Below are 20,038 nucleotides of genomic sequence, written 5' to 3' on the forward strand. Positions count from 1 at the left end.
CCGACCTGCGCGCAGGTTACTGCGTCAAGCATAATGGCTGCTTAACGCGGCGCCCCGGCTTGCCGGCATCAATGCCGCTTGCAGTCGTCGCGGAAGCGCTTGCGCGCCTTGCCGTGGAGCCCCTTCTGATCGGCCTGGGTCGAGCATTCCTTCGACTTGGCAGCCTTGTCGGCGGCGCTCACCGTGGTCTTGGCGCCCGTCGTGGCCGTCTTGGCGGGAGCAGCCGGAGCCGGCGCGGTGACGGCGGGCTTCGCCGGGGCGGAGGGGGCCGGGGTGGCGGTCTGCGCCAATCCATAGCTCGTCGTCATGGCGAGCATGGCGAGCGGGAGCAGGTAGCGGGCCAGCTTCATGGAGGTCGTCCGTCAATAACCCGGATAATCGGTTCCTGGCAGTCGCCGGGTCGGCTGTCGGATGACAGAAATTCGCGCCTCTCCGGTTGAACGGCTCCTGAATGAATCTTGACCGTGATGGGGCGGGGTACAGGGGCTAGGGCATTGGGTCGGTCTCGTGTTCGATCCGATGCCTTGGCTCGTTGTCTTGGCATCGGCTTTTCCCGAAAGCCGCACGCCCTTTTTCGAGCCGATGCCCTAGCGCGAGGCCGGCGCGATCGCCGGGAGTTCGTTGCCCGGTAGGGCGGCCTCGCTCGCGACGCGGTCGAGCGCCGGGCCGCGGCCGCTCGTCGCCAGCGCGATGGTGAGCTTCTCCGCCCGCTCGGGAGCCATGGCGGCGAGCACTTCCGACATCTTGCGCGGGTTCATCTGCTGCACCACCGGCACGAGCACGTCGAGGCTCAGCCGATCGAAGACGCGGGCGGCGTCCTTGGGCTTCATCGCCTCGTACATGATGACGAGGTTCTTGATCGCCTTGGATTCCTCGACGGCGGCCCTGGCAGCCGGGCTGTTCTTCTCTTCCAGGGTCTTGAGGTCGCCGACGCGGCCGTCGAGCTTCTTCTCGGCGGTGTCGAGCAGGCGCTCGCGCATCTCCAGCTCGCGCATGCGGCCGTCGAGCTCCTCGCGGCGCTCGCCGAGGCGTTCCAGCAGCGCCTTTTCGGCTGGCGAGACGGGCTGCGCCGTGCCGTTCATGATGCCAGCCTTGTTGTTCGGGTTCGCGGCGCGGGCGGCTTCCGCCTTGGCGTCGGCTTCCGCCTTCTCCCTGTCCTTCTTCGGATCGGGGGCGGGCACCGAGCCCGTCGTCTCCGGGTCGAAGATATCGGGAGCGTGGGCCCGGGCGACGCCCTTGGCGAGCCCCCGGACTTCCGGTTCGGGCTTCGCCTTGGCGGAGGCGGCGAAGGCCGGGGGGCTTGCCGGGATCGTGCCCCGATAGGGCTCCGCCGTCCAGGCGAGCAGCTTCAGCGCCAGGAGACCCATGGCGCCGAGGATGACTGCCGGCAGGAGGCGGGGGCGTTCGATCACGCAGCCTGGCCCTCGAGGCGACGGGCGGCGCGGGCGCGGATCGCGGCGGCGGACTGCGCGGCGCTTTCGAGGCGGGAGAGCGGGGTCGGCTCGACCGGGGCGGTCGGCTGCGCTTCGGCTACCGGCTTCGCGACGAGGGCGGCGGCGCTGACGATCTGGCCGATGCGCTCCATGACGGCCTGGCCGGCCTCGACCTGCGCGGCGAGGTCGGCGGCGTAGCGCTCGGCGGTGCGCAGGCGCTCCTCCAGCGTGCGGTCGCAGTCGCCGAGCGTGTTCTTGAGGCCGGCGATGGCGCGTTCGGCATTGTCGGTCGCGGTGACGAGCGCGCCGACGGTCTGGCGCATCCCGGCCTCGTCCGCCTTCAGCCGCTCGATGCGCTTGGCCAGGATGTAGCAGGTGATGATGGTGGCGACGAGCAGGCTGGCGACGAGCGCATCGGCGATGAGGTTGATCGTCATGGCTGTCCTGCTCAGTTGGTGGCGCCGAGATGGCTGGCGAGACTGTCGAAGGCGGCGAGCGTGGTCTTGGAGCGCCGCAGCGGGCTCGTGACCTGCACGGCGATCTTGCCGTCGACCCGGCCGACGCGCCCCTCGGTCACCATGAAGTCGCCGCAGCGCAGCGACACGGCCGAGTCCGGGCGGGCGTCGAACATCAGCGTGTCGCCGATCTCGAGCTGCATCACGCGCTTCAGCGGCATCCGGGTTTCGTGCAGCACGCAAGTGACGTCGACATCGGCCTGCCAGACCTCGGTGGCGAGGTGGTTTTCCCAGATCGGATCGCGCCCGAGCTTCTCACCCATGAAGCTTTCGAGCAGCAATTCACGGATCGGCTCGATGGTCGCATAGGGCAGGAGGATGTGCAGCGAGCCGCCCCGGCCTTCCATGTCGAACTTCAGCTCGACGCGGATCGCGGCATTGGCCGGCCGCGAGATCGAGACGAAGCGGGGGTTCGACTCGACGCGGTCGATGGTGAAGGTCACCGGCGAGAGCGGCTTGAAGGCGGCCTCGGCGTCGCCGAGCACGAGCTGGATGACGCGGCGGATCAGCTGGATCTCGATCGAGGTGAAGGGGCGGCCGTCGACGCGCGGGGCGGGCTGGCCGCGCTTGCCGCCGAACATCGTGTCCAGCACCGAATAGGTGAGGGCGGTCTCGATGGTGACGAGGCCGAAATTATCCCATTCCTCGGCCTTGAACACCGAGAGCAGCGCCGGCTGCGAGATCGAGTTGACGTAGTCGCCGAAGCGCACCGAGCGGATGCTCTCCAGCGTCACCTCGACATTGTCGGTGAAGAAGTTGCGCAGGCTGGTCGAGAGCAGGCGCACGAGACGCTCGAAGATGATCTCGAGCATCGGCAGGCGCTCATAGGCGACCGAGCCGGAATCGACGATCGCCTGGATGCCGTTGCGCGAGGCGCTGTCCTCGGCGCTGGAGAAACCGAGCATCGTGTCGATTTCGTCCTGCGACATCAGGCGGTCGGTGCCGCCTTCCTGCTCGCCATCCTCCTCGAAGGTGGCGGGCATCGTCGACCACTCTGCCGCCATCGTCTCGGGCGTCAGCGGCTGGTCGCGGGGCTTATCCGGATTGTCGCGTTCGAGGCTCATCGGGATGCCGTCACTTCGTTGCGGTCGTCGGGGCGATTGGAGGCGCTCATTGCACCAGCAATTCCTTGAACAGAACGGCGTCCACCTTGGCGGGGTAGACCGTCATGTTGACCCGGCGCAGGAGCTCCTCCTTCAGCCGATACATGCCGGCCGAGCCATCGAGGTCGGAGGGGCGCAATTCGCGCATGAAGATCTGGAAGGCGTCCTCGACGCGCGGCAGCAGCGGCTTGACCTCCTCGGAGACCTTGGCGTCGCCGATCTCGAGCACGACCTTGATCTTCATGATCGGCTGACGGTCCTGCTGGCCGCCATTCGACATGCCGATCATCATGTCCTTCATTTCGAGGAAGGTGGCGGGCTTCTTGACCTTGGCGGCGGCCTCTGCGGCCTGCTCTGCCGAGGGCCGCTTGAACAGGAACCAGTAGCCTCCGCCGCCGGCGGCGGCCAGCAAGGCGACGGCGGCAATGACGATGACGAGCTTCTTCTTGCCGCCTTTCGCCGCTTCCTGGCCCGAGGCGCCTTCGTCTTCGGTCTTGGCTTTCTTCGCCATCTGCTTCAGCCCCGGGCCGTCCGGCCGGCGTCCTGCCGACCTCTCCCGCACCATCTCCAATCACGGTTAACGTCCCGTTAAGGGCGGCAGATTTTGCCGGGCCATTCTTGCCGTTGCGAACGGTTGTGCCGGGTGTCGGTATCGATCTGGTGCCAAGAAAACCGTTTTAAATCAATATGTTGCCTGAGTTAACCATGCTGGCACGGCGCTTGCCGAGTGTCCGGTGTGGCGACTGCGCTGGGGAGCGTCGAGGTCGCCGCGGGACATATCGGGAGTTAAGCCGTGGAGAACGCCTCTCTCATCGGCCTTTCGCGCCAGGTCGCCCTGTCGCGGGAGCTGGACGTCATCGCCAACAACATGGCGAATGTCGGCACGAGCGGATTCAAGGCGCGCAGCGCGCGCTTCAGCGAATTCGTCATGCCGAAAGCCAAGGCCGAGGCCTTCAAGCCGGCCGACCAAGCGCTGTCCTATGTCATCGACAAGGGCACGCCGCTCGACCTTTCGCAGGGCGCGACCGAGTTCACCGGCAACCCGCTCGATGTCGCGCTGAAAGGCGACAACTTCCTGGTCGTGCAGACGGCCGGCGGCGAGCGCTACACCCGCGCCGGCTCGCTGACGATCAACCGCCAGGGCCAGCTCGTGACGCAGTCCGGCCAGACCGTGATGGGCGAGGCGGGGCCGATCACCTTCGGCAACACCGAATTCGACATGCGCATCGCCGCCGACGGCACGGTGACGAGCGACCAGGGCACGCGCGGCAAGCTCCGGCAGGTTCGCTTCGCCAATCCGACTGCGCTGGTGAGCGAGGGGACGAACCTGTTCTCCTCGCCGACGCCGCCGCAGGCCGTCCCGGCCGGCACGCGGCTGGAGCCCGGCTCGATCGAGCGCTCGAACGTCAAGGCCGTCACCGAACTCACCCGGCTGATGGAGGTGCAGCGCGCCTACCAGAACGTCGCGAACATGATCAGCCGCTCCGACGACCTGCGCAGCAAGGCGATCTCGCGCCTGGCTGACCAGCAGGCCTGAGCCGGAAAGGAAGCCCTCCCATGCGCGCCATGCAGACAGCCGCCACGGGCATGATGGCCCAGGAGATGAACGTCCAGGTCATCTCCAACAACATCGCCAACGTCCGGACCACCGGCTACAAGCGCCAGCAGATTCACTTCCAGGATCTGCTCTACGAGAATTTCCGCCGCGCCGGCTCGGCCAGCTCGGACCAGAACACGCAGGTTCCGGCTGGCACCTTCATCGGCTCGGGCGTCAAGACGGTCTCGACCGGCCGCGTCATGACGCAGGGCAACATCAGCCCGACCGAGAAGCCCTACGATCTGGCGCTGCGTGGCGAGGGCTTCTTCAAGATCCGCATGCCGGACGGGCGGACGACCTATTCGCGCGACGGCTCCTTCGATCTCGATGCGCAGGGCCAGCTCGTCACCCGCGACGGCTACCTGGTCGAGCCCGGCATCACCGTGCCGAACAACGCCGCCTCGGTGAACATCAACGCCCAGGGCATCGTCGAGGCGACGATTCCGGGCCAGACCGCGCCGCAGCAGCTCGGCCAGATCCAGCTCACCCGCTTCGTGAACAAGGTCGGTCTCGAATCGATCGGCGACAATTTGTTCGTCGAGACGGCCGCCTCCGGCCAGCCGATCGACGGCTTCGGCGGCGGGGAGGGCTTCGGCACGCTGCAGCAGAACTACCTCGAAGAAGGGAATGTTCAGGCGGTCACGGAGCTCTCGTCGCTGATCGCGGCCCAGCGCGCCTACGAGATGAATTCCAAGGTCATCACCGCCGCCGACCAGATGATGTCGGCGACGACGCAGATGTTCCGCGGTTGATCGGGAGGGCCAGCATCATGATCCGCCTCACCCTCACAGGATTGCTGCTCGCCGCCGCGGCCTTCGACGCCGGCACGGCGCTGGCGCAGCAGCCTCGCGCACGGAGCGGGACCGCTCCGGTCGCCATCGCTTCGGCGGCTGCGACGCAAGCTGCTCCGGCGCCGGCCGTGGCCGTCGTTCCCACGCACAGGCTCGTCCTGCGGCCGGAGCTCAATCTCGTTCGAGACCTCGTCACCTATGGCGACCTGATCTCGGGGCTTTCCGGCGATCTCGCCGGTATGGCCGCCTTCCGGGCGCCGGCGCTCGGCGAGACCGGCACGATCCAGGTCGGCCGCATCGTCGAGGCGGCCCGTGCCGCGGGCGTGATCCGGGACGCGGCGGAGCTCGAGAGCCAGGGTTTCGCACAGGTGGTGGTGACCCGCACCGCTCGGCGGATCGGCGCCAACGAGATCGAAGCGGCGGTGAAGGCCGGGCTGCAGGAGCGCTTCGGCGTCGATGCCCGCATGTTCGCGCTCGCGATAGACGGTGGCGTGCCGCCCGTGGCGATCGAGCCTGAGCTGACCGGCGAGATCGCCGTGTCCGACCTCTCCTTCGATGCCCGCAGCCGGCGCCTCCAGGCGCGGCTCACCGTGCCCGGCAGCGCCGCCATGCGGCTGAAGCCACTGCGCATCCTGGGCCAGCTCGTCGAGACGGTCGAGGTGGTGGTGCCCAAGCGTGCGATCGCGCGTGGCGAGACGCTCGGCCGGGACGATGTCATCGTCGAGCGGCGCCCACGTGACGGCCAGGGCAGCGAGCTGATCGGCGATTCCCGCGCCGCCATCGACAAGGTGGCGCGCCGGGCTTTGCTCGCAGGCGTGCCGCTGCGCACTGGCGACGTCCAGCGCGAGGAGATCGTCGCCAAGGGCGAACTCGTCACCATCGTCTATGAGGGGCCGGGCCTGCTCATCACCATGCGCGGCCGGACGAACGATTCCGGCGCGATGGGGGATGTCGTCTCCGTCACCAATCCCCAGTCCAAGCGCACGCTGCAGGGCACCATCACCGGCCCCGGCCGCGTCTCGGTCAAGCCGGCCATCGGCCGCATCGCCAGCGCCCAGTGAGTATCGTCGTGGAAAGCGTCATGATCCCGAACCGCATCCTCAAGCTCTCCGGCCTTTTGCTGCTGACCGCCTCGCTCGGGGCCTGCGGCGTCGGCGACCGGCTCGCCAATGTCGGGCAGGCCCCGACACTCTCGCCTGTCGAGGACCCGACCGCGGCGAAGGGCTACAAGCCCGTCCAGATGCCGATGCCGGCGATGGAGCATGCCTCCTTCGCACCGAACTCGCTCTGGCGCACCGGCTCGCGCGCCTTCTTCAAGGATCAGCGCGCCCGCAATGTCGGCGACCTCGTCACCGTCAAGGTCAAGGTCACCGACAAGGCCCAGCTCAACAACACGACCCAGCGCTCGCGCAAGAACGGCGAGGATTTCGGGGCGGCCAACACCTTCGGCTTCGAGAACAAGCTCGACAAGTTCCTGCCGGACGGCGCCAAGGCCGACTCGCTGCTCAAGCTCGATTCGGACTCGTCCAGCCAGGGCGCGGGCTCGATCAACCGCTCCGAGACGCTGGCGACCAATGTCGCGGCGGTGGTCACCCAGAACCTGCCGAACGGCAACCTGGTGATCGAGGGCAAGCAGGAGATCCGCGTCAATTTCGAGGTGCGCGAGCTGATCGTCGCCGGCGTCATCCGGCCGGAGGACATCGAGTCGGACAACACCATCGATTCGACCAAGATCGCCCAGGCCCGCATCGCCTATGGCGGCCGCGGCCAGATCACCGACGTCCAGCAGCCGCGCTACGGCCAGCAGGTGATGGATATCCTGCTGCCCTTCTGAGCCGCGCCGATCTTCCGAAATCCGGCCGGCGCGGAGCGCTCCCCCTTGTCTCCGCTCCGGTTCGGCCGGCGGTTCCTCCCGAGCCGCCGACAGCCCCGGCCGCCCGCCACGCTCCCCAAGCTTCAAAGGCAGGCGGCCAGAAGCCCCGCGTCCTCCCGACGCGGGGCTTTTCCATGTCAGTCGTCCTCGATCTTCAGGATCACCGCCTGATCCGGCCCGATGGCGCGGCCGTCCTCGGTGCGCACGTCGAGGCTCACGCGCTGGCCGGTCTCGCGCTCGACCAGGCGGGAATGCTTTTCCTCCGGCGCGAAGAGATGGCGCTCGCCGAACTGGCGCAGCGCGACCATGACCGGGAACAGGTCCTTGCCCATGGCGGTCAGGCGATATTCCACGCGCGTTCCACCCTCGCCCAGCGGAACCGCGTCGAGAATCCCGCTCTGGACCAATGTCTTCAGCCGATCGGTCAGGATGTTCCGGGCGATGCCGAGGCTTTTCTGAAACTCGCTGAAGCGGGTCATGCCGTCGAAGGCATCGCGAACGATCAGCAGCGACCACCAGTCCCCGATCACGTCCAGGGAGCGCGCGCTGGGACAATAATCCCCCTTCAGGCTCTTGCGAGCGACCATCAGCCCGTTCCCCACCCGCGGGCGATCGATCTGCGTCTTTTTGGTTGCATGATGAAACTCATATCGTTATGCCCAATTTGGTTTCATCATAAAACTGATGCCTGAGGTCTGCAATGGATTTGGATCAGGACGCGGCGCTGCCCAGCGCCGCGAAGCAGAGCGTTCGTCCTTCAAACGGGGACGGGACCGTTCAGGCCGCGGACCGGGTCGCAGGGGAGGCGCCGCCCGAGATGCCTTCGCTGAATGGCCGCACCATTTTGCTGTTCGCCGTGGCGAGCGGGCTTGCCGTTGCCAACGCCTATTTCGCGCATCCGCTGCTCGATGTCATGGCCGACGATCTCGATCTGTCCCGCAGCGTCGCCGGGCTGATCGTCGGGGCAACGCAGTTGGGTTATGGGCTCGGCCTGCTGCTGCTCGTTCCGCTGGGGGATCTTCTCGATCGCCGCAAGCTGATCATCGGCCAGTCCCTGCTGTCCGTGCTGGCTCTTGCCTGTGTCGGCGTCTCGCATTCGGCTGCGATGCTGCTCGCCTCGATGGCGGCGGTGGGCCTTCTGGCCGTCGTGACGCAGGCTCTGGTCGCCTATGCCGCGAGCCTGGCGCGCCCGTCGGAACGCGGCCATATCGTCGGCGTGGTCACGAGCGGGATCGTCCTCGGCATCCTGCTGGCGCGAACCGTTGCCGGATCTCTCACCGACCTGTCCGGCTGGCGAACGGTCTATTTCGTCTCTGCGGCTCTCACGATGGCGATCGTGCTGCTGCTCTGGAGAGTGCTGCCGCGGCAGGAGCGCAAGCCCGCCGGCTTGTCCTATGGGCGTCTGATCGCGTCGCTCGTCACCCTGATCGTCACGGAGCCCACCCTGCGCATCCGTGGGGTCATCGCCATGCTGATCTTCGCCAACATCACGACCTTGCTGGCCCCGCTCGTCCTGCCGCTGAGCGCGCCGCCCTTCTCGCTGTCCCATACGGAGATCGGTCTTTTCGGTCTGGCGGGCGCCGCCGGTGCGCTCGGGGCGACGCGGGCGGGACGCTGGACCGATCGCGGCTACGGTCAACGCCTAACGGGGATCGCGCTCGCGCTGATGCTGCTGGCATGGTTGCTGATAGCCCAGCTTCAGCATTCGATCCTGTGGCTGATCGTCGGGGTGCTGGTAATCGATTTCGGCCTTCAGGCCGTCCATGTCACCAATCAGGCGATGATCTATCGCGTGCGGCCCGATGCGCAGAACCGCCTGACGGCGGCTTATATGATCTTCTATTCGATCGGCAGCGCGGCCGGTTCCTCGACATCGACCGTCATCTATGCCCATGCGGGCTGGCCCGGCGTGTGCGCCGCGGGCGCGCTGATCAGTCTCGCGACACTGGCCTTCTGGGCCCTCACGCTGAAGTCGACCCCGGAAGCCGCGACGAGACGGATCTCCGGCTAGATGCGCGGACGGCGCTGCGGCCTCCCGAGCCGCCGACAGCCCACCATGCTCCCCGAGCTTCAAAGGCAGGCGGCCAGAATCCCCGCGTCCTCCCGACGCGGGGCTTTTTGCGGATGGTCCAACCTGATCCTGTCGCCGAAGAGGTCGGCCACAGGAAGCCCAGGCATCAATTCGTGAGCGCGCTGCGGGCGAGACTGGCTGCCAGCGTCAGCATCATGACGCCGATGGCGAGGTCGAGGACGCGCCATGCGCCAGGCCGCGAGAAGAGCGGGGCGAGGAAGCGGGCGCCAAAGCCCAGCGACGCGAACCAGGCAAAGCTGGCCATCACGGCGCCAGCCATGAACGGGAGACGCTCCGTCGGCGGAAGACTCGCGCCGACCGCACCCATCAGCATCACCGTGTCGATGTAGACATGCGGGTTCAGGAAGGTGAAGGCGGCGGTTCCGGCGATGGCGGCGCCGAGGCTGATGCTGGCCTGCCGGTCAACGGTGAGTGCCGACGGATGGGCCGCCCGCCGGAGAGCCGAGGCGCCATACCAGCTGAGGAACGCCGCGCCTCCCAGGCCGAGGGCCAGCGATAGTCCCGGCACGACGGCGAGCATGCTCCCCAGACCACTGACACCCGCCACGATCAGCACCGCGTCGGCGGCCGCGCAGAACAGGACGATCGGCAAGACATGCTCGCGCTTGAGGCCCTGACGAAGGACGAACATGTTCTGGGCGCCGATCGCGATGATCAGCCCGGCGGATAGAGCGAAGCCTTTGGCGAAGGCGGACAGAAGAGCGGTGGTCATGCCGCCTTGATGCGTCGAGGCGACGATGTAGTATAGCTCAATTTTCTTAATCTGATTTAGGAATGCTAATGCTGGACTACCTGTCCCTCGCGGCCCTTGCCGCCGTGGTGCGCGAGGGCAGTTTCGAGAAGGCGGCTGCGGCACTCTGTGTCACGCCTTCGGCGATCTCCCAGCGCGTCAAAGGGCTGGAGGAGCGGGTCGGGGCAATCCTGCTGACGAGAGGTACGCCCTGCCGGCCCACTGCGATCGGCGCCAAGCTTTGCGCCCATATGGAGCAGGTCCGATTGCTCGAAAGCGAAGTCGTCCATGACCTGCCCGGATTGGCCGGTCAGGAAACCGGGCCTCATACGGTGCGTGTCGCCGTGAATGCGGACAGCGTCAGCACGTGGTTTCCCGCGGTGGCCACGCAATTCGCAGCGGAGACCGGCGCTCTGCTCGACCTCGTCCTCGAGGATGAGGCCCATACGGCCGAGCGTCTCCGCGCCGGCGAAGTTCTGGCCGCGGTCACGGCCGATCCCACTCCCGTTGTCGGCTGCAGGATCTATCCATTGGGCGTTATCGAATATGTGGCCGTCGCCAGCCCCGATTTCCTGGGCCGGTTCTTCGATGCGGGCGTCGATGCGGCCGGCCTTCGGCGCGCTCCGGTGCTGCGCTTCGACCGGCGGGACGAGTTGCAGTCCCGCTGGGCGCGGGCGGCCTGGGGAACGGAGGTTTCATCCGCGATCCATTGGACGCCGTCGACCCAAGGCATGCTGGACATGACGCTGGCGGGTCTGGGCTGGTCGATGGCGCCTTTGCCCCTCGCGTTGCCCCTGCTCGATTCCGGAAGGCTGATCGAATTGCCGCCTTACCGGCGGATCGCCGTCACACTCTACTGGCAGCGCACGAGACTGACGGCGCGCCTGCTCGACCGATTGACGGAAGCCGTGCGCTCCGTCGCGGCCCGAAGGTTGGCGCCGGTTCAAGCGCCGGAGCAGCTTCCCGGGCACGACTGACCGCTGTCCGGATATCCGATGTTTTCCGGCGGGTGAGTCTATCGGGTTTCCGATGCCCGGCTACCGACGCAAAAGGCCCCATGCCTGTGGGCATGGGGCCTTTTAGAGAATGCCGGAAGACTGTCTGCCGCGACTCAATCGTCCCTGAAGACCCGCTCGTTGCGCTCGTGGCGCTCTTGGGCTTCCAGCGAGAGCGTGGCGATCGGGCGGGCTTCGAGGCGCTTCAGCGAGATCGGCTCGCCGGTTTCCTCGCAATAGCCGTAGGAGCCGTCGTCGATGCGGGCGATCGCCGAATCGATCTTGGCGATGAGCTTGCGCTGGCGGTCCCGGGCGCGCAGTTCGATGGCGCGGTCGGTCTCGGAGGAGGCCCGGTCGGCGATGTCGGGGTGGTTCTCGCTCTCGCTCTGCAGGGCGACGAGGGTCTCCTTCGCCTCCTTCAGGATCTCGTCCTTCCAGGCGAGGAGCTTGCCACGGAAATACTCGCGTTGACGGTCGTTCATGAACGGCTCGTCATCGCTCGGCTTGTAGTCCGCATCGAGGATGATCTGCTTCGACATGGGCGCGCTCTCTTGCGTTGTCCGCTCACGCGCCCTTCGGCTTTGCCGCGGGAGGGTGAGCCGATTTCGCGCCCTTATAGCGATCCGTTTCAAGCGGAACAATCGCTTCCGACACAGCTTCAACCGCTTCGTGATTGACGTCGGTCAAAAGGCGGATTCTGCCGGCTTTTCAGCCGAATCCGCCTCAATCCATCGCCCGGATCGCTGCGACGATGTCGTCCTCAATCAGCCGGGCGATCGGCTGACGGTAATGTGTGTGGTCGAAGAAGAGATTCGAATCGTGCAGTTCAGGGCGGTCGATGCGCCAGTTCAGCAAGGTGGTGCGGGGCCTGCGGGCCGCGAAATCGCTGAAGGCCTTGAGGCAGGCGGCCTCGGCCGAGCCGTCAGGCGTGCCCGGTTTGGGAAGGGCCGAGACATAGACCGGCGGCCGAACGAGGATGAGCTTTGTCTCGGGCGGGGCCGATTTCATCATCGCCTCGAGGGCGGCTGCAGCGGGGAAGGGGCCGTTGGCATTGCCGCCGCCGGTCTCGACCGGCGTTTCGAGCATCTCGCGCAGATCGGGCCGGGTCGCATAGCCCTGGGCACGGTAGCTTGCCTCATAGTCCCAGTACCCGTCGGGCCGGCCGCGCTCGGCCGTGGACGAAGTCAGATAGGCGATCCGCCGCGGGATCTCCTCGACCAAATCGTAGCGCATCAGCTTGGCGAGATATGCTGTCAGGCTGCGGCTGAGCAGCCAGAACGGAAAGGACTTGTCGTTCGGCAGAGCCGGGTCCGGCGTGCACCAGAACGCGTCGACGCCGACGACGATCGCCTGCGGGGGCGTCGCCTGGTGATGGCGCAGGAACCAGTCGATGGTGAATATGATCTCCTTCGGGCGCGTCGCGGGGGCCACCAGTGAGACGAAGGGGATGTCGGTCTTCGCCTTTAGATGCTCCGGCGAGAGGAGCTGGACATGCGAGTTGCCGAAGATCGCGCCGGTGAATTGCGGGTCGCGGCCGCGGCTCGCCAGAGCGGTGCGCGGTCCCTGCGGGCGCACGCCCTCCTTGAGCTTCAGCGGTGAGCGGCCGGTATCATAGGGGTCGAGCAGGAAGGCCGTAACGAGGAAGACGGCGGCGAACAGCGTCGCGGCAGCGAGCAGCGTCGCGGTGAAGCGCTCCCATTGCGTCCGCCCGGCCATGCCCGGGGTTTCAGAACTGGAAGTAGATGAACTCATAATTGGCGTCTTCGCCGATCTTGAGCAGGATGATGACGAACAGGAGGCCGCTCAGCACGGCGATCCAGCGCGCCGGCGGCAGCTTGTGGACGAGGCTCCAGGCTGTCGGGCCGATGATGGCGAAGGCTGCGGCCGGCAGCAGCGCGCGCCATTTGAGGCCGGTTCCGATGGGGGCGAGGCCGAACAGCCCCTTGTAGATGGTCACCGCCGCGTCGAAGCTCGTGGCGCGGAACAGGACCCAGCACAGCACTACGAAGAGGAAGGTCAGGAGCCAGCCGAGCGGGGCGGGCATCGGCAGCCCGGCGCGACGCCAGAACAGGGCGACGATCAGCGCCAGTCCATGCGCGACGCCCCAGGCGACGAAGTGCAGGCCGGCCCCATGCCAGAGGCCGCCGAGCGCCATGGTGGCGAAGAGCGCCCAGAGCTGCGTCGGCAGGCCGGAGCGTGAGCCGCCGAGCGGGATGTAGAGATAATCGCGCAGGAAGCGCGAGAGCGTCATGTGCCAGCGCCGCCAGAAATCCTGGATCGAGACCGAGCGATAGGGCACCTCGAAATTCTGCGGCAGCACGACGCCGAAGAGCAGGGCGAGGCCCAGCGCCATGTCGGTATAGCCGGAGAAGTCGAAATAGATCTGGAAGGTGAAGGCGAGAGTCCCCTGCCAGGCTTCCATCACGCTGACGACCTTGCCGGCCGCGGCGGCCGCGAAGACCGGGTTGGCGTATTCCGAGAGCGGGTCGCCGATCAGCACCTTCTTGGCGAGGCCGAGGGTCAGGAGCATCAGCCCGCGCCCGATGCGCTCGGCGGCGTCGGGCCGCTGATAGGGGCGCTCGTCGAGCTGGTGCATGATCTCGCGCCAGCGCACCAGCGGACCGGCAAGCACCTGCGGAAAGAAGGCGATGTAGAGCGCGTAGCGGACGAGATCGTAGCGCGGCGCCTCGCCGCGCCGCAGATCTGTCAGGTACATGATGTGGTGGAAGGTGAAGAAGGAGATGCCGAGCGGCAGCGCGATGTCGAATTTCGGCGCCGGCAATCCGGGAATCATTCCAGCGAGATCGGCGAAGAAGTTGAAGTACTTGAACACCGCCAGAACGGCGAGGTTGAGCAGGATTGCGAGCGTGATCAGCCCGCTGGCCTTGGTCTTCTGAAAGCTTTCCGCGATCAGCCAGTTCACGCCGATGGACAGGACCAGCAGCGGCAGGAAGCGCCAGTCCCAGTAGCCGTAGAAGGCGAAGGAGAGCAGCACCAGCACCGGCAGGCGCAGACGCGGCGCGAAGCGCTCCGCCAGCCAATGCAGAGCGAGCGCCAGCGGCAGGAAGGCAAGCAGGAAGACGAACGAATTGAAGAGCATCTGGCAGGCGGATTGAAAGGATGGTTTCCGCCTTAGACCAATCTTTCCGGCGAGTCATGTGATGCATCGACGCGCTTGTTCCGACCACGCGGTGCAAGGGAGTGCTCACCAAATTCAATCAATCAATCGATTGATTGAATTTGGTGGTTATGGTACGCTTCGGCCATGCCAGCGCTCTCTCTCGACGATCAAGGCACCCGCACGGCTCTGATCAGGGCTGGACTGGATCTGTTCGGGCGGCACGGCTTCGAGGCGAGCTCGATCCGGCAGATCGCCCAGGCTGCGGGCGTCAACAGCGCGGGCATCGCCTATCATTTCGGCGGCAAGGGCGGGCTGCGCGAGGCCTGCGCGCAATCCGTCGTCGAGACCATCCGGCAAAGGCTGCTCGGAGACGCCGCGCCGCCGCCCGTACCGGTCGATCTCGGGCCTGACGCGGCTCTGGAGGCGATTCTCGCCCTCGTCGGCCGGGCGACGACCTTCATCGTGCGCAACCCGGAAAGCGAGGCGATCGCCCGCTTCGTGGTGCGCGAGATGATGGAGCCGAGCCCGGCCTTCGACATCCTCTATGAGGGGCTGGTCGGGCCGGTTCATGGCCGTCTCTGCCGCCTCTGGGCCGCCGCGACCGGCATCGAGGCGGAGGCCGAACGCACCCGCATCGGCGTCTTCGCGATGATCGGGCAGCTCCTGTATTTCCGCCTGGCGCGCCCTGCGGTGACGCGGCGCATGGGCTGGAGCGGCATCGGCGAGGCGGAGGAGAGGGCGATCGCGGGCAGCATCCGCTCGGCCATCACCGCCACGATTCTCGCAGCACGGGGAGAACGCCCATGATCCTCGGATTTCTGTGCTCGGTCGCCTTCATCGCCTCCACCTTCGGCGCCTGCGCGCCGGATACGGTGCGCATCGCCGGCTATGTCGAAGGCGAATATGTGCGGATGGGCCCTATCGACACGGCCCGGATCGAGCGGATCGACGTGCGCCGGGGCGATCGCGTCGAGGCCGGCAAGCTCGTCGCCGCTCTGGAAACGACCGATGCGGAGCACAGCCTCCGGGAGAGCGAAGCGCGGCTGGTGCAGGCCCAGGCGCAGCTCGACAACCTGCGCAGCGGCAAGCGGCCGGAAGAGATCGCGGTGATCGAGGCCAACCTTGCCTCCGCCCAGGCGCAGCAGCGCGAGGCCGAGCGGGCGCTGGACCGCCGACAGGATCTGTTGCGGCGCGGCGTCTCGACCCAGGCCGATTTCGACCAGGCGGAAACGGCGCGCGATGTCGCCGCCGCGAGCGTGCGCCAGAACGCCGCAAATCTCGCCGTCGCGAAGTTGCCGGCCCGTCCCGACGAGATCAAGGCGAGCGAGAACGCGGTCGAGCAGGCGAAGGCCACGCTGGCACAGGCACGCTGGCGGCTGGAGCAGCGCCGCCTCGTGGCGCCCTCGGCCGGCCGCGTCAGCGATGTGCTGCGGCGCGTCGGGGAGCTCGCGGGGCCGAGTGCGCCGGTCGTGCTGCTGCTGCCGGACGGGGCCGCCAAGCTGATGCTCTATGTCCCGGAAAGCTGGATCTCCAGCGTGAAGCCCGGCATGCCATTGCAGGTCCACTGCGACGGTTGCGTGCCTGGGCTGACGGCGTCGGTGACCTATGTCTCGCCGGAGCCCGAATTCACGCCGCCGGTGATCTATTCGGAGCAGACACGCCAGAAGCTGGTCTATCTCGTCGAGGCGCGGCCGGATGGCGGATCGCAATCGGCTCTGCAGCCGGGGCAGATCGTCGACGTCACCTTGCGGGGGCAGCGGTGAGCACGAGCCTCGCCATCGACGTGCGCGGCATGACCAAGCGCTTTGGACCGCGCACGGTGGTGGACGATGTCGATCTGGCGGTCGCGACAGGCGAGATCGTCGGCTTCCTCGGCCCCAACGGCTCGGGCAAGACGACGACGATCCGGATGATCTGCGGGCTGCTCAAGCCCGATGCCGGGGAGGGCACCGTGCTCGGGCTCGACGTTCGCACGCAGAGCGCGGCGATCAAGCGCCAGGTCGGCTACATGACCCAGCGATTCTCGTTCTACGAGGACCTGACCATCGCCGAGAATCTGACCTTCGTGGCACGCCTCTACGAGCTGAAGCCCGCCGAGGAGGCGGTGGCGAAGACGCTGGACGGGCTCGGACTGACCTCGCGCAAGGACCAACTCGCCGGCACGCTCTCCGGTGGCTGGAAGCAGCGGCTCGCGCTCGCCGCCTGCATCATGCACCAGCCCAGACTGCTGCTGCTCGACGAGCCGACGGCCGGCGTCGACCCCAAGGCGCGGCGCGAATTCTGGGACGAGATCCATCGTCTCGCCGGCGACGGGCTCACCGTGCTGGTCTCGACCCACTACATGGACGAGGCCGAGCGCTGCCACCGCATCGGCTACATCGCCTATGGCCGCATGCTGGCGACCGGAACCGTTGAGGAGGTGGTGCGCGGCTCCGGCCTCGTCACCTATGTCGTCCACGGGGCGGTGAAGCCCGCCCAGATGAAGGCTCTGTCGTCGGCCGACGGGGTCGAGCAGGTCGCCGCCTTCGGCGCGACGCTGCATGTCGTTGGCACCGACCGGGGCAAGCTGGAAGCGGCGCTCGAACCGCTGAAGCGGGAAGCCGGCATCAAGGTCGAGCCCGGCGAAACCAGCCTGGAAGACGTCTTCATCAAGTTCATGAGCGATGCGCGGGAGCGGGCGGCATGATCGCGCTGTTCTCCCCGCGCCGGCTCGGCGCGATGCTGGCCAAGGAATTCGTGCAGATGCGGCGCGACCGCATCACCTTCGCGATGATGCTGGCAGTGCCGATCGTCCAGCTCCTGCTCTTCGGCTACGCCATCAACAATGACCCGCGCGGCTTGCCGGCGGCGATCCTGGCGCTGGGCCAAGACCGCTATACCCGCGCCGTCGTCTCGGCGCTGGAGGTCTCGAACTACTACCGCTTCCGCGAACGGCCGCAGAGCGCGGCGGAGGCCGAGAGCCTGATGGCGAAGGGCGAGATCTCCTTCCTCGTCACCATTCCCAGCGATTTCGGCGTCCGGGTCGAGCGGAACGACCAGCCGCAGCTCCTGGTCGAGGCGGATGCGACCGACCCGGCCGCTGCGAGCGGCGCGGTTTCGGCGCTGGGAGCGATCGCGAGCCGGGCGCTGCAGCGGACCCAGGGTCTCGAGCCCGAGACGAACCCGGCGGCCGCCGCCGGGGACGGGCTCTCCTTCGTCATCCATCGCCGCTACAACCCCGAGAACATCACGCAATACAACATCGTGCCCGGTCTGCTCGGCGTCATCCTGCAGATGACGATGGTGATGATGACGGCGATGGCGCTGACCCGCGAGGTCGAGCGCGGCACGATGGAGAACCTGCTCGCCATGCCGGTGACGCCCGGCGAGATCATGCTCGGCAAGGTGCTGCCCTATCTCGCCGTCGGCGCCGTCCAGGTCGTGATCGTGCTCGGCGCGGCCCGGCTGCTCTTCGCGGTGCCCTTCCTCGGCGGGCTCGGGCTGCTGCTCGCTTGCGTGCTGATCTTCGTGCTGGCCCTGGTGCTGCTCGGCTACACCATCTCGACGGTGGCGCGCACGCAGCTCCAGGCGATGCAGCTCACCTTCTTCTTCTTCCTGCCCTCGCTGATGCTGTCGGGCTTCATGTTCCCTTTCGCCGGCATGCCGGGCTGGGCGCAGACGCTGGGCGAAATCTTCCCGCTGACCCATTTCCTGCGCATCATCCGGGCGATCATGCTGAAGGGCGCGGGCCTCGGCGATATCGGCGACGAGGTGTTCTATCTCAGCCTGTTCGTGCCGGTCTTTGCGGGCCTCGCGCTGATGCGGTTCCGGAGCACGCTGGATTGAAGGAAGCTGCCGGCGCCATCACGGCGGCGGACACGCCGCTGCGATAGTGGCTTGCAAAATGATAGTTACATCATTAGTGCGAGGACCATGCAGCCCCGGCTTTCCCCGCTTGCCGAATGTCCCTGCGCCCGCGCCGTCGAAGCGGTGGGCGAGTGGTGGAGCATCCTGATCCTGCGCGATGCGCTGCAGGGCTTCACCCGCTTCGACGAGTTCCAGCGCAGCCTCGGCATCGCGCCGAACATGCTGGCGCGGCGCCTGAAGCATCTCACCGAAGCGGGTTTGTTCGAGCGCAGGATCTATAGCGAGCGGCCGAAGCGTCACGAGTATGTGCTGACCGAGCGGGGTAGGGACTTCTTCCCCGTGGTCGCGGCGCTGGTCGCCTTCGGCAACCGGCATCTCGCGCCGGAAGGGCAGGCGTTAGTGCTCGCCGATCGGGAGAGCGGGCGGGAAGTTGTACCGGCCTATGCCGATGCCGAGACCCGGCAGCCCGTGAATTCCAACAACGTCACCGTCATCGCCGGCCCCCAGGCCAGCCCCGGCATGCTGCAACGCCTCGCCATCGTGGCGGCGCGGGATGCAGCTGCGCCGGTCTCTCCCGAATAGGAGCTCTCCATGCGCCGTATCGTCGTCACCGGAATGGGTGTGGTCTCGCCCCTTGGCTGTGGAACCGAGATCGTCTGGCGGCGCCTGCTTGCCGGGCGCTCCGGTTTGCGCCGCCTGCCGGATGCGATCGCCGAAACCTTGCCGGCCAAGATCGCGGGCGTCGTTCCCTCCAAAATGGAGGATGACGAGGGCGGATTCGATCCCGATACAGTGATCGCGCCCAAGGACCAGCGCAAGATGGACCGCTTCATCCAGTTCGCGCTGGTCGCCGCCAGGGAAGCGCTGACACAGGCGGGGTGGCAGCCGCAAACCGAGCTGGAGCGCGAGCGTACGGCGACGGTGATCGCTTCCGGCATCGGCGGCTTTCCGGCGATCGTCGAGGCCGTGCGGACGACCGACCAGCGCGGCGTGCGCCGGCTCTCGCCCTTCATCGTGCCCTCCTTCCTGGTCAATCTCGCCGCCGGCCATGTCTCGATCGACTATGGCTTCAAGGGGCCCATCGGCGCGCCGGTCACCGCTTGTGCCGCCGGCGTGCAGGCGATCGGCGATGCGGCGCGCATGATCCGGGCGGAAGAAGCGGATATCGCGCTCTGCGGCGGCACCGAGGCTTGCGTCGATCTCGTCGCGCTGGGTGGCTTCGCTGCGGCCCGGGCGCTCTCGACCGGCTTCAATGACGAGCCCGAAAAGGCTTCGCGGCCCTTCGACCGGGACCGCGACGGCTTCGTCATGGGCGAGGGGGCAGGCCTGCTGGTGATCGAGGCGCTGGAGCATGCCGAGGCGCGCGGCGCGACGATCCTGGCTGAACTGACCGGCTACGGCACCAGCGCCGACGCCTATCACATCACCTCGGGACCCGAGGACGGCTCCGGTGCGCGGCGGGCGATGGAGACCGCGCTGAAGCAGGCCGGGCTCCGGCCGGCGGATATCGCCCATCTCAACGCCCATTCCACCTCGACGCCGGTCGGCGACCGTGGCGAGCTTGCCGCCATCAAGGCGGTGTTCGGCACCGAGGGCGGCATCGCGATCAGCGCGACGAAATCGGCGACCGGCCATCTGCTCGGCGCGGCCGGCGGTTTGGAGGCGATCTTCACGATCCTGGCGCTGCGCGACCAGATCGCGCCGCCGACGCTCAACCTGGAAAACCCGGATGAGGCGGCAGCCGGGCTCGACCTCGTCGCAAAGGAGGCGCGGCCGGTCGCGATGGAACACGCCATCTCGAACGGCTTCGGCTTCGGCGGGGTGAATGCCAGCGCAGTGTTCAGGCGCTGGCCATGAGCCGCCCGCTCAGAGCGGAATATTGTCGTGCTTGCGCCACGGGCGTTCGACGTTCTTGGTCCTGAGCATGGCGAGTGCGCGGGCG

At 67.2% G+C, this 20,038-nt stretch carries 22 protein-coding genes; 12 read left to right on the forward strand and 10 right to left on the reverse strand.

The annotated features are described in order from the left end of the window. Positions 1 to 68: 68 nt before the first annotated feature. The 5 genes from AB6806_RS27735 to fliL form a co-directional block, all read right to left on the reverse strand. Entirely contained in the window at positions 69 to 350 is a 282-nt protein-coding gene (locus tag AB6806_RS27735) for a phosphate starvation-inducible protein PsiF (protein WP_370956211.1), read from the reverse strand. A 237-nt stretch (positions 351 to 587) separates the two neighbouring features. Beyond that, positions 588 to 1,412 carry a MotE family protein gene (locus AB6806_RS27740; RefSeq protein ID WP_370956212.1) on the reverse strand — a complete coding sequence of 275 codons (825 nt, stop codon included), beginning with the start codon at positions 1,410 to 1,412 and terminating at the stop codon, positions 588 to 590. Further along, on the reverse strand, positions 1,409 to 1,870 hold the full coding sequence (locus tag AB6806_RS27745; RefSeq protein WP_142021887.1) for a DUF6468 domain-containing protein: 462 nt from the start codon (positions 1,868 to 1,870) through the stop codon (positions 1,409 to 1,411). The genes AB6806_RS27740 and AB6806_RS27745 overlap by 4 nt, the downstream gene beginning before the upstream one ends. 11 nt (positions 1,871 to 1,881) lie before the next feature. Further along, the gene (gene fliM / locus AB6806_RS27750; protein WP_051987467.1) at positions 1,882 to 3,012 is read right to left on the reverse strand and encodes a flagellar motor switch protein FliM; all 1,131 of its coding nucleotides are present in this window, start codon (positions 3,010 to 3,012) and stop codon (positions 1,882 to 1,884) included. Positions 3,013 to 3,058: 46 nt separating this feature from the next. Beyond that, positions 3,059 to 3,562, reverse strand: coding sequence for a flagellar basal body-associated protein FliL (gene fliL, locus AB6806_RS27755; RefSeq protein WP_038358623.1), 504 nt, complete (start codon positions 3,560 to 3,562; stop codon positions 3,059 to 3,061). 282 nt (positions 3,563 to 3,844) lie between these two features. Between fliL and flgF the strand changes: the two genes are divergently transcribed. Genes flgF through flgH form a run of 4 tightly spaced genes read left to right on the forward strand, consistent with a single transcriptional unit; the run spans position 3,845 to position 7,273 of the window. Further along, a complete protein-coding gene (gene flgF, locus AB6806_RS27760; protein ID WP_038358622.1) occupies positions 3,845 to 4,588 on the forward strand; it encodes a flagellar basal-body rod protein FlgF in 744 nt (247 codons plus the stop codon). A 20-nt stretch (positions 4,589 to 4,608) separates the two neighbouring features. Next, the gene (flgG, locus tag AB6806_RS27765; RefSeq protein ID WP_038358621.1) at positions 4,609 to 5,400 is read left to right on the forward strand and encodes a flagellar basal-body rod protein FlgG; all 792 of its coding nucleotides are present in this window, start codon (positions 4,609 to 4,611) and stop codon (positions 5,398 to 5,400) included. A gap of 17 nt (positions 5,401 to 5,417) precedes the next feature. Next, positions 5,418 to 6,500, forward strand: coding sequence for a flagellar basal body P-ring formation chaperone FlgA (gene flgA / locus AB6806_RS27770; RefSeq protein ID WP_370956213.1), 1,083 nt, complete (start codon positions 5,418 to 5,420; stop codon positions 6,498 to 6,500). Positions 6,501 to 6,520: 20 nt separating this feature from the next. Then, entirely contained in the window at positions 6,521 to 7,273 is a 753-nt protein-coding gene (gene flgH / locus AB6806_RS27775; RefSeq protein ID WP_051987465.1) for a flagellar basal body L-ring protein FlgH, read from the forward strand. A gap of 176 nt (positions 7,274 to 7,449) precedes the next feature. Here the strand turns inward: flgH and AB6806_RS27780 are convergent, their stop codons facing one another. Continuing rightward, entirely contained in the window at positions 7,450 to 7,899 is a 450-nt protein-coding gene (locus AB6806_RS27780) for a winged helix-turn-helix transcriptional regulator (RefSeq protein ID WP_038358620.1), read from the reverse strand. A 230-nt stretch (positions 7,900 to 8,129) separates the two neighbouring features. Between AB6806_RS27780 and AB6806_RS27785 the strand changes: the two genes are divergently transcribed. Continuing rightward, entirely contained in the window at positions 8,130 to 9,323 is a 1,194-nt protein-coding gene (locus AB6806_RS27785) for an MFS transporter (RefSeq protein WP_370956214.1), read from the forward strand. A gap of 166 nt (positions 9,324 to 9,489) precedes the next feature. Here AB6806_RS27785 and AB6806_RS27790 read toward each other — a convergent pair whose 3' ends face one another. Further along, positions 9,490 to 10,116: a LysE/ArgO family amino acid transporter gene (locus AB6806_RS27790; protein ID WP_370956215.1), complete on the reverse strand. Its 627-nt coding sequence runs from the start codon at positions 10,114 to 10,116 to the stop codon at positions 9,490 to 9,492. 68 nt (positions 10,117 to 10,184) lie between these two features. Between AB6806_RS27790 and AB6806_RS27795 the strand changes: the two genes are divergently transcribed. Then, positions 10,185 to 11,111, forward strand: a complete 927-nt coding sequence (locus tag AB6806_RS27795) for a LysR family transcriptional regulator ArgP (protein ID WP_370956216.1) — start codon at positions 10,185 to 10,187, stop codon at positions 11,109 to 11,111. Between the two features lie 134 nt (positions 11,112 to 11,245). Here the strand turns inward: AB6806_RS27795 and dksA are convergent, their stop codons facing one another. The 3 genes from dksA to AB6806_RS27810 form a co-directional block, all read right to left on the reverse strand. Next, on the reverse strand, positions 11,246 to 11,668 hold the full coding sequence (gene dksA / locus AB6806_RS27800; RefSeq protein ID WP_038358616.1) for an RNA polymerase-binding protein DksA: 423 nt from the start codon (positions 11,666 to 11,668) through the stop codon (positions 11,246 to 11,248). Between the two features lie 184 nt (positions 11,669 to 11,852). Then, the gene (locus AB6806_RS27805) at positions 11,853 to 12,845 is read right to left on the reverse strand and encodes a hypothetical protein (RefSeq protein ID WP_191125942.1); all 993 of its coding nucleotides are present in this window, start codon (positions 12,843 to 12,845) and stop codon (positions 11,853 to 11,855) included. A gap of 10 nt (positions 12,846 to 12,855) precedes the next feature. Further along, positions 12,856 to 14,229, reverse strand: coding sequence for an MBOAT family O-acyltransferase (locus AB6806_RS27810; RefSeq protein ID WP_113254714.1), 1,374 nt, complete (start codon positions 14,227 to 14,229; stop codon positions 12,856 to 12,858). Positions 14,230 to 14,394: 165 nt separating this feature from the next. Between AB6806_RS27810 and AB6806_RS27815 the strand changes: the two genes are divergently transcribed. The 6 genes from AB6806_RS27815 to fabF all read left to right on the forward strand — a co-directional run bounded on the left by AB6806_RS27815 (position 14,395) and on the right by fabF (position 19,953). Continuing rightward, positions 14,395 to 15,057, forward strand: coding sequence for a CerR family C-terminal domain-containing protein (locus tag AB6806_RS27815; RefSeq protein WP_142021894.1), 663 nt, complete (start codon positions 14,395 to 14,397; stop codon positions 15,055 to 15,057). Then, a complete protein-coding gene (locus AB6806_RS27820; RefSeq protein ID WP_142021895.1) occupies positions 15,054 to 16,013 on the forward strand; it encodes an HlyD family secretion protein in 960 nt (319 codons plus the stop codon). The genes AB6806_RS27815 and AB6806_RS27820 overlap by 4 nt, the downstream gene beginning before the upstream one ends. 29 nt (positions 16,014 to 16,042) lie before the next feature. Further along, positions 16,043 to 16,936 (forward strand): ABC transporter ATP-binding protein, encoded by an 894-nt coding sequence (locus tag AB6806_RS27825; protein WP_142021922.1) that lies wholly within the window; start codon positions 16,043 to 16,045, stop codon positions 16,934 to 16,936. Then, positions 16,933 to 18,075 carry an ABC transporter permease gene (locus tag AB6806_RS27830; protein WP_370956217.1) on the forward strand — a complete coding sequence of 381 codons (1,143 nt, stop codon included), beginning with the start codon at positions 16,933 to 16,935 and terminating at the stop codon, positions 18,073 to 18,075. The genes AB6806_RS27825 and AB6806_RS27830 overlap by 4 nt, the downstream gene beginning before the upstream one ends. A gap of 87 nt (positions 18,076 to 18,162) precedes the next feature. After that, positions 18,163 to 18,678 (forward strand): winged helix-turn-helix transcriptional regulator, encoded by a 516-nt coding sequence (locus AB6806_RS27835; RefSeq protein WP_038358609.1) that lies wholly within the window; start codon positions 18,163 to 18,165, stop codon positions 18,676 to 18,678. A gap of 9 nt (positions 18,679 to 18,687) precedes the next feature. Continuing rightward, entirely contained in the window at positions 18,688 to 19,953 is a 1,266-nt protein-coding gene (gene fabF, locus AB6806_RS27840) for a beta-ketoacyl-ACP synthase II (RefSeq protein WP_142021896.1), read from the forward strand. Positions 19,954 to 20,038: the final 85 nt, after the last annotated feature.

Origin of the sequence: Allobosea sp. RCC_152_1, from assembly GCF_041360765.1 — a bacterium.
In the GTDB taxonomy this organism is placed as follows: Bacteria; Pseudomonadota; Alphaproteobacteria; order Rhizobiales; family Beijerinckiaceae; genus Allobosea; species Allobosea spartocytisi.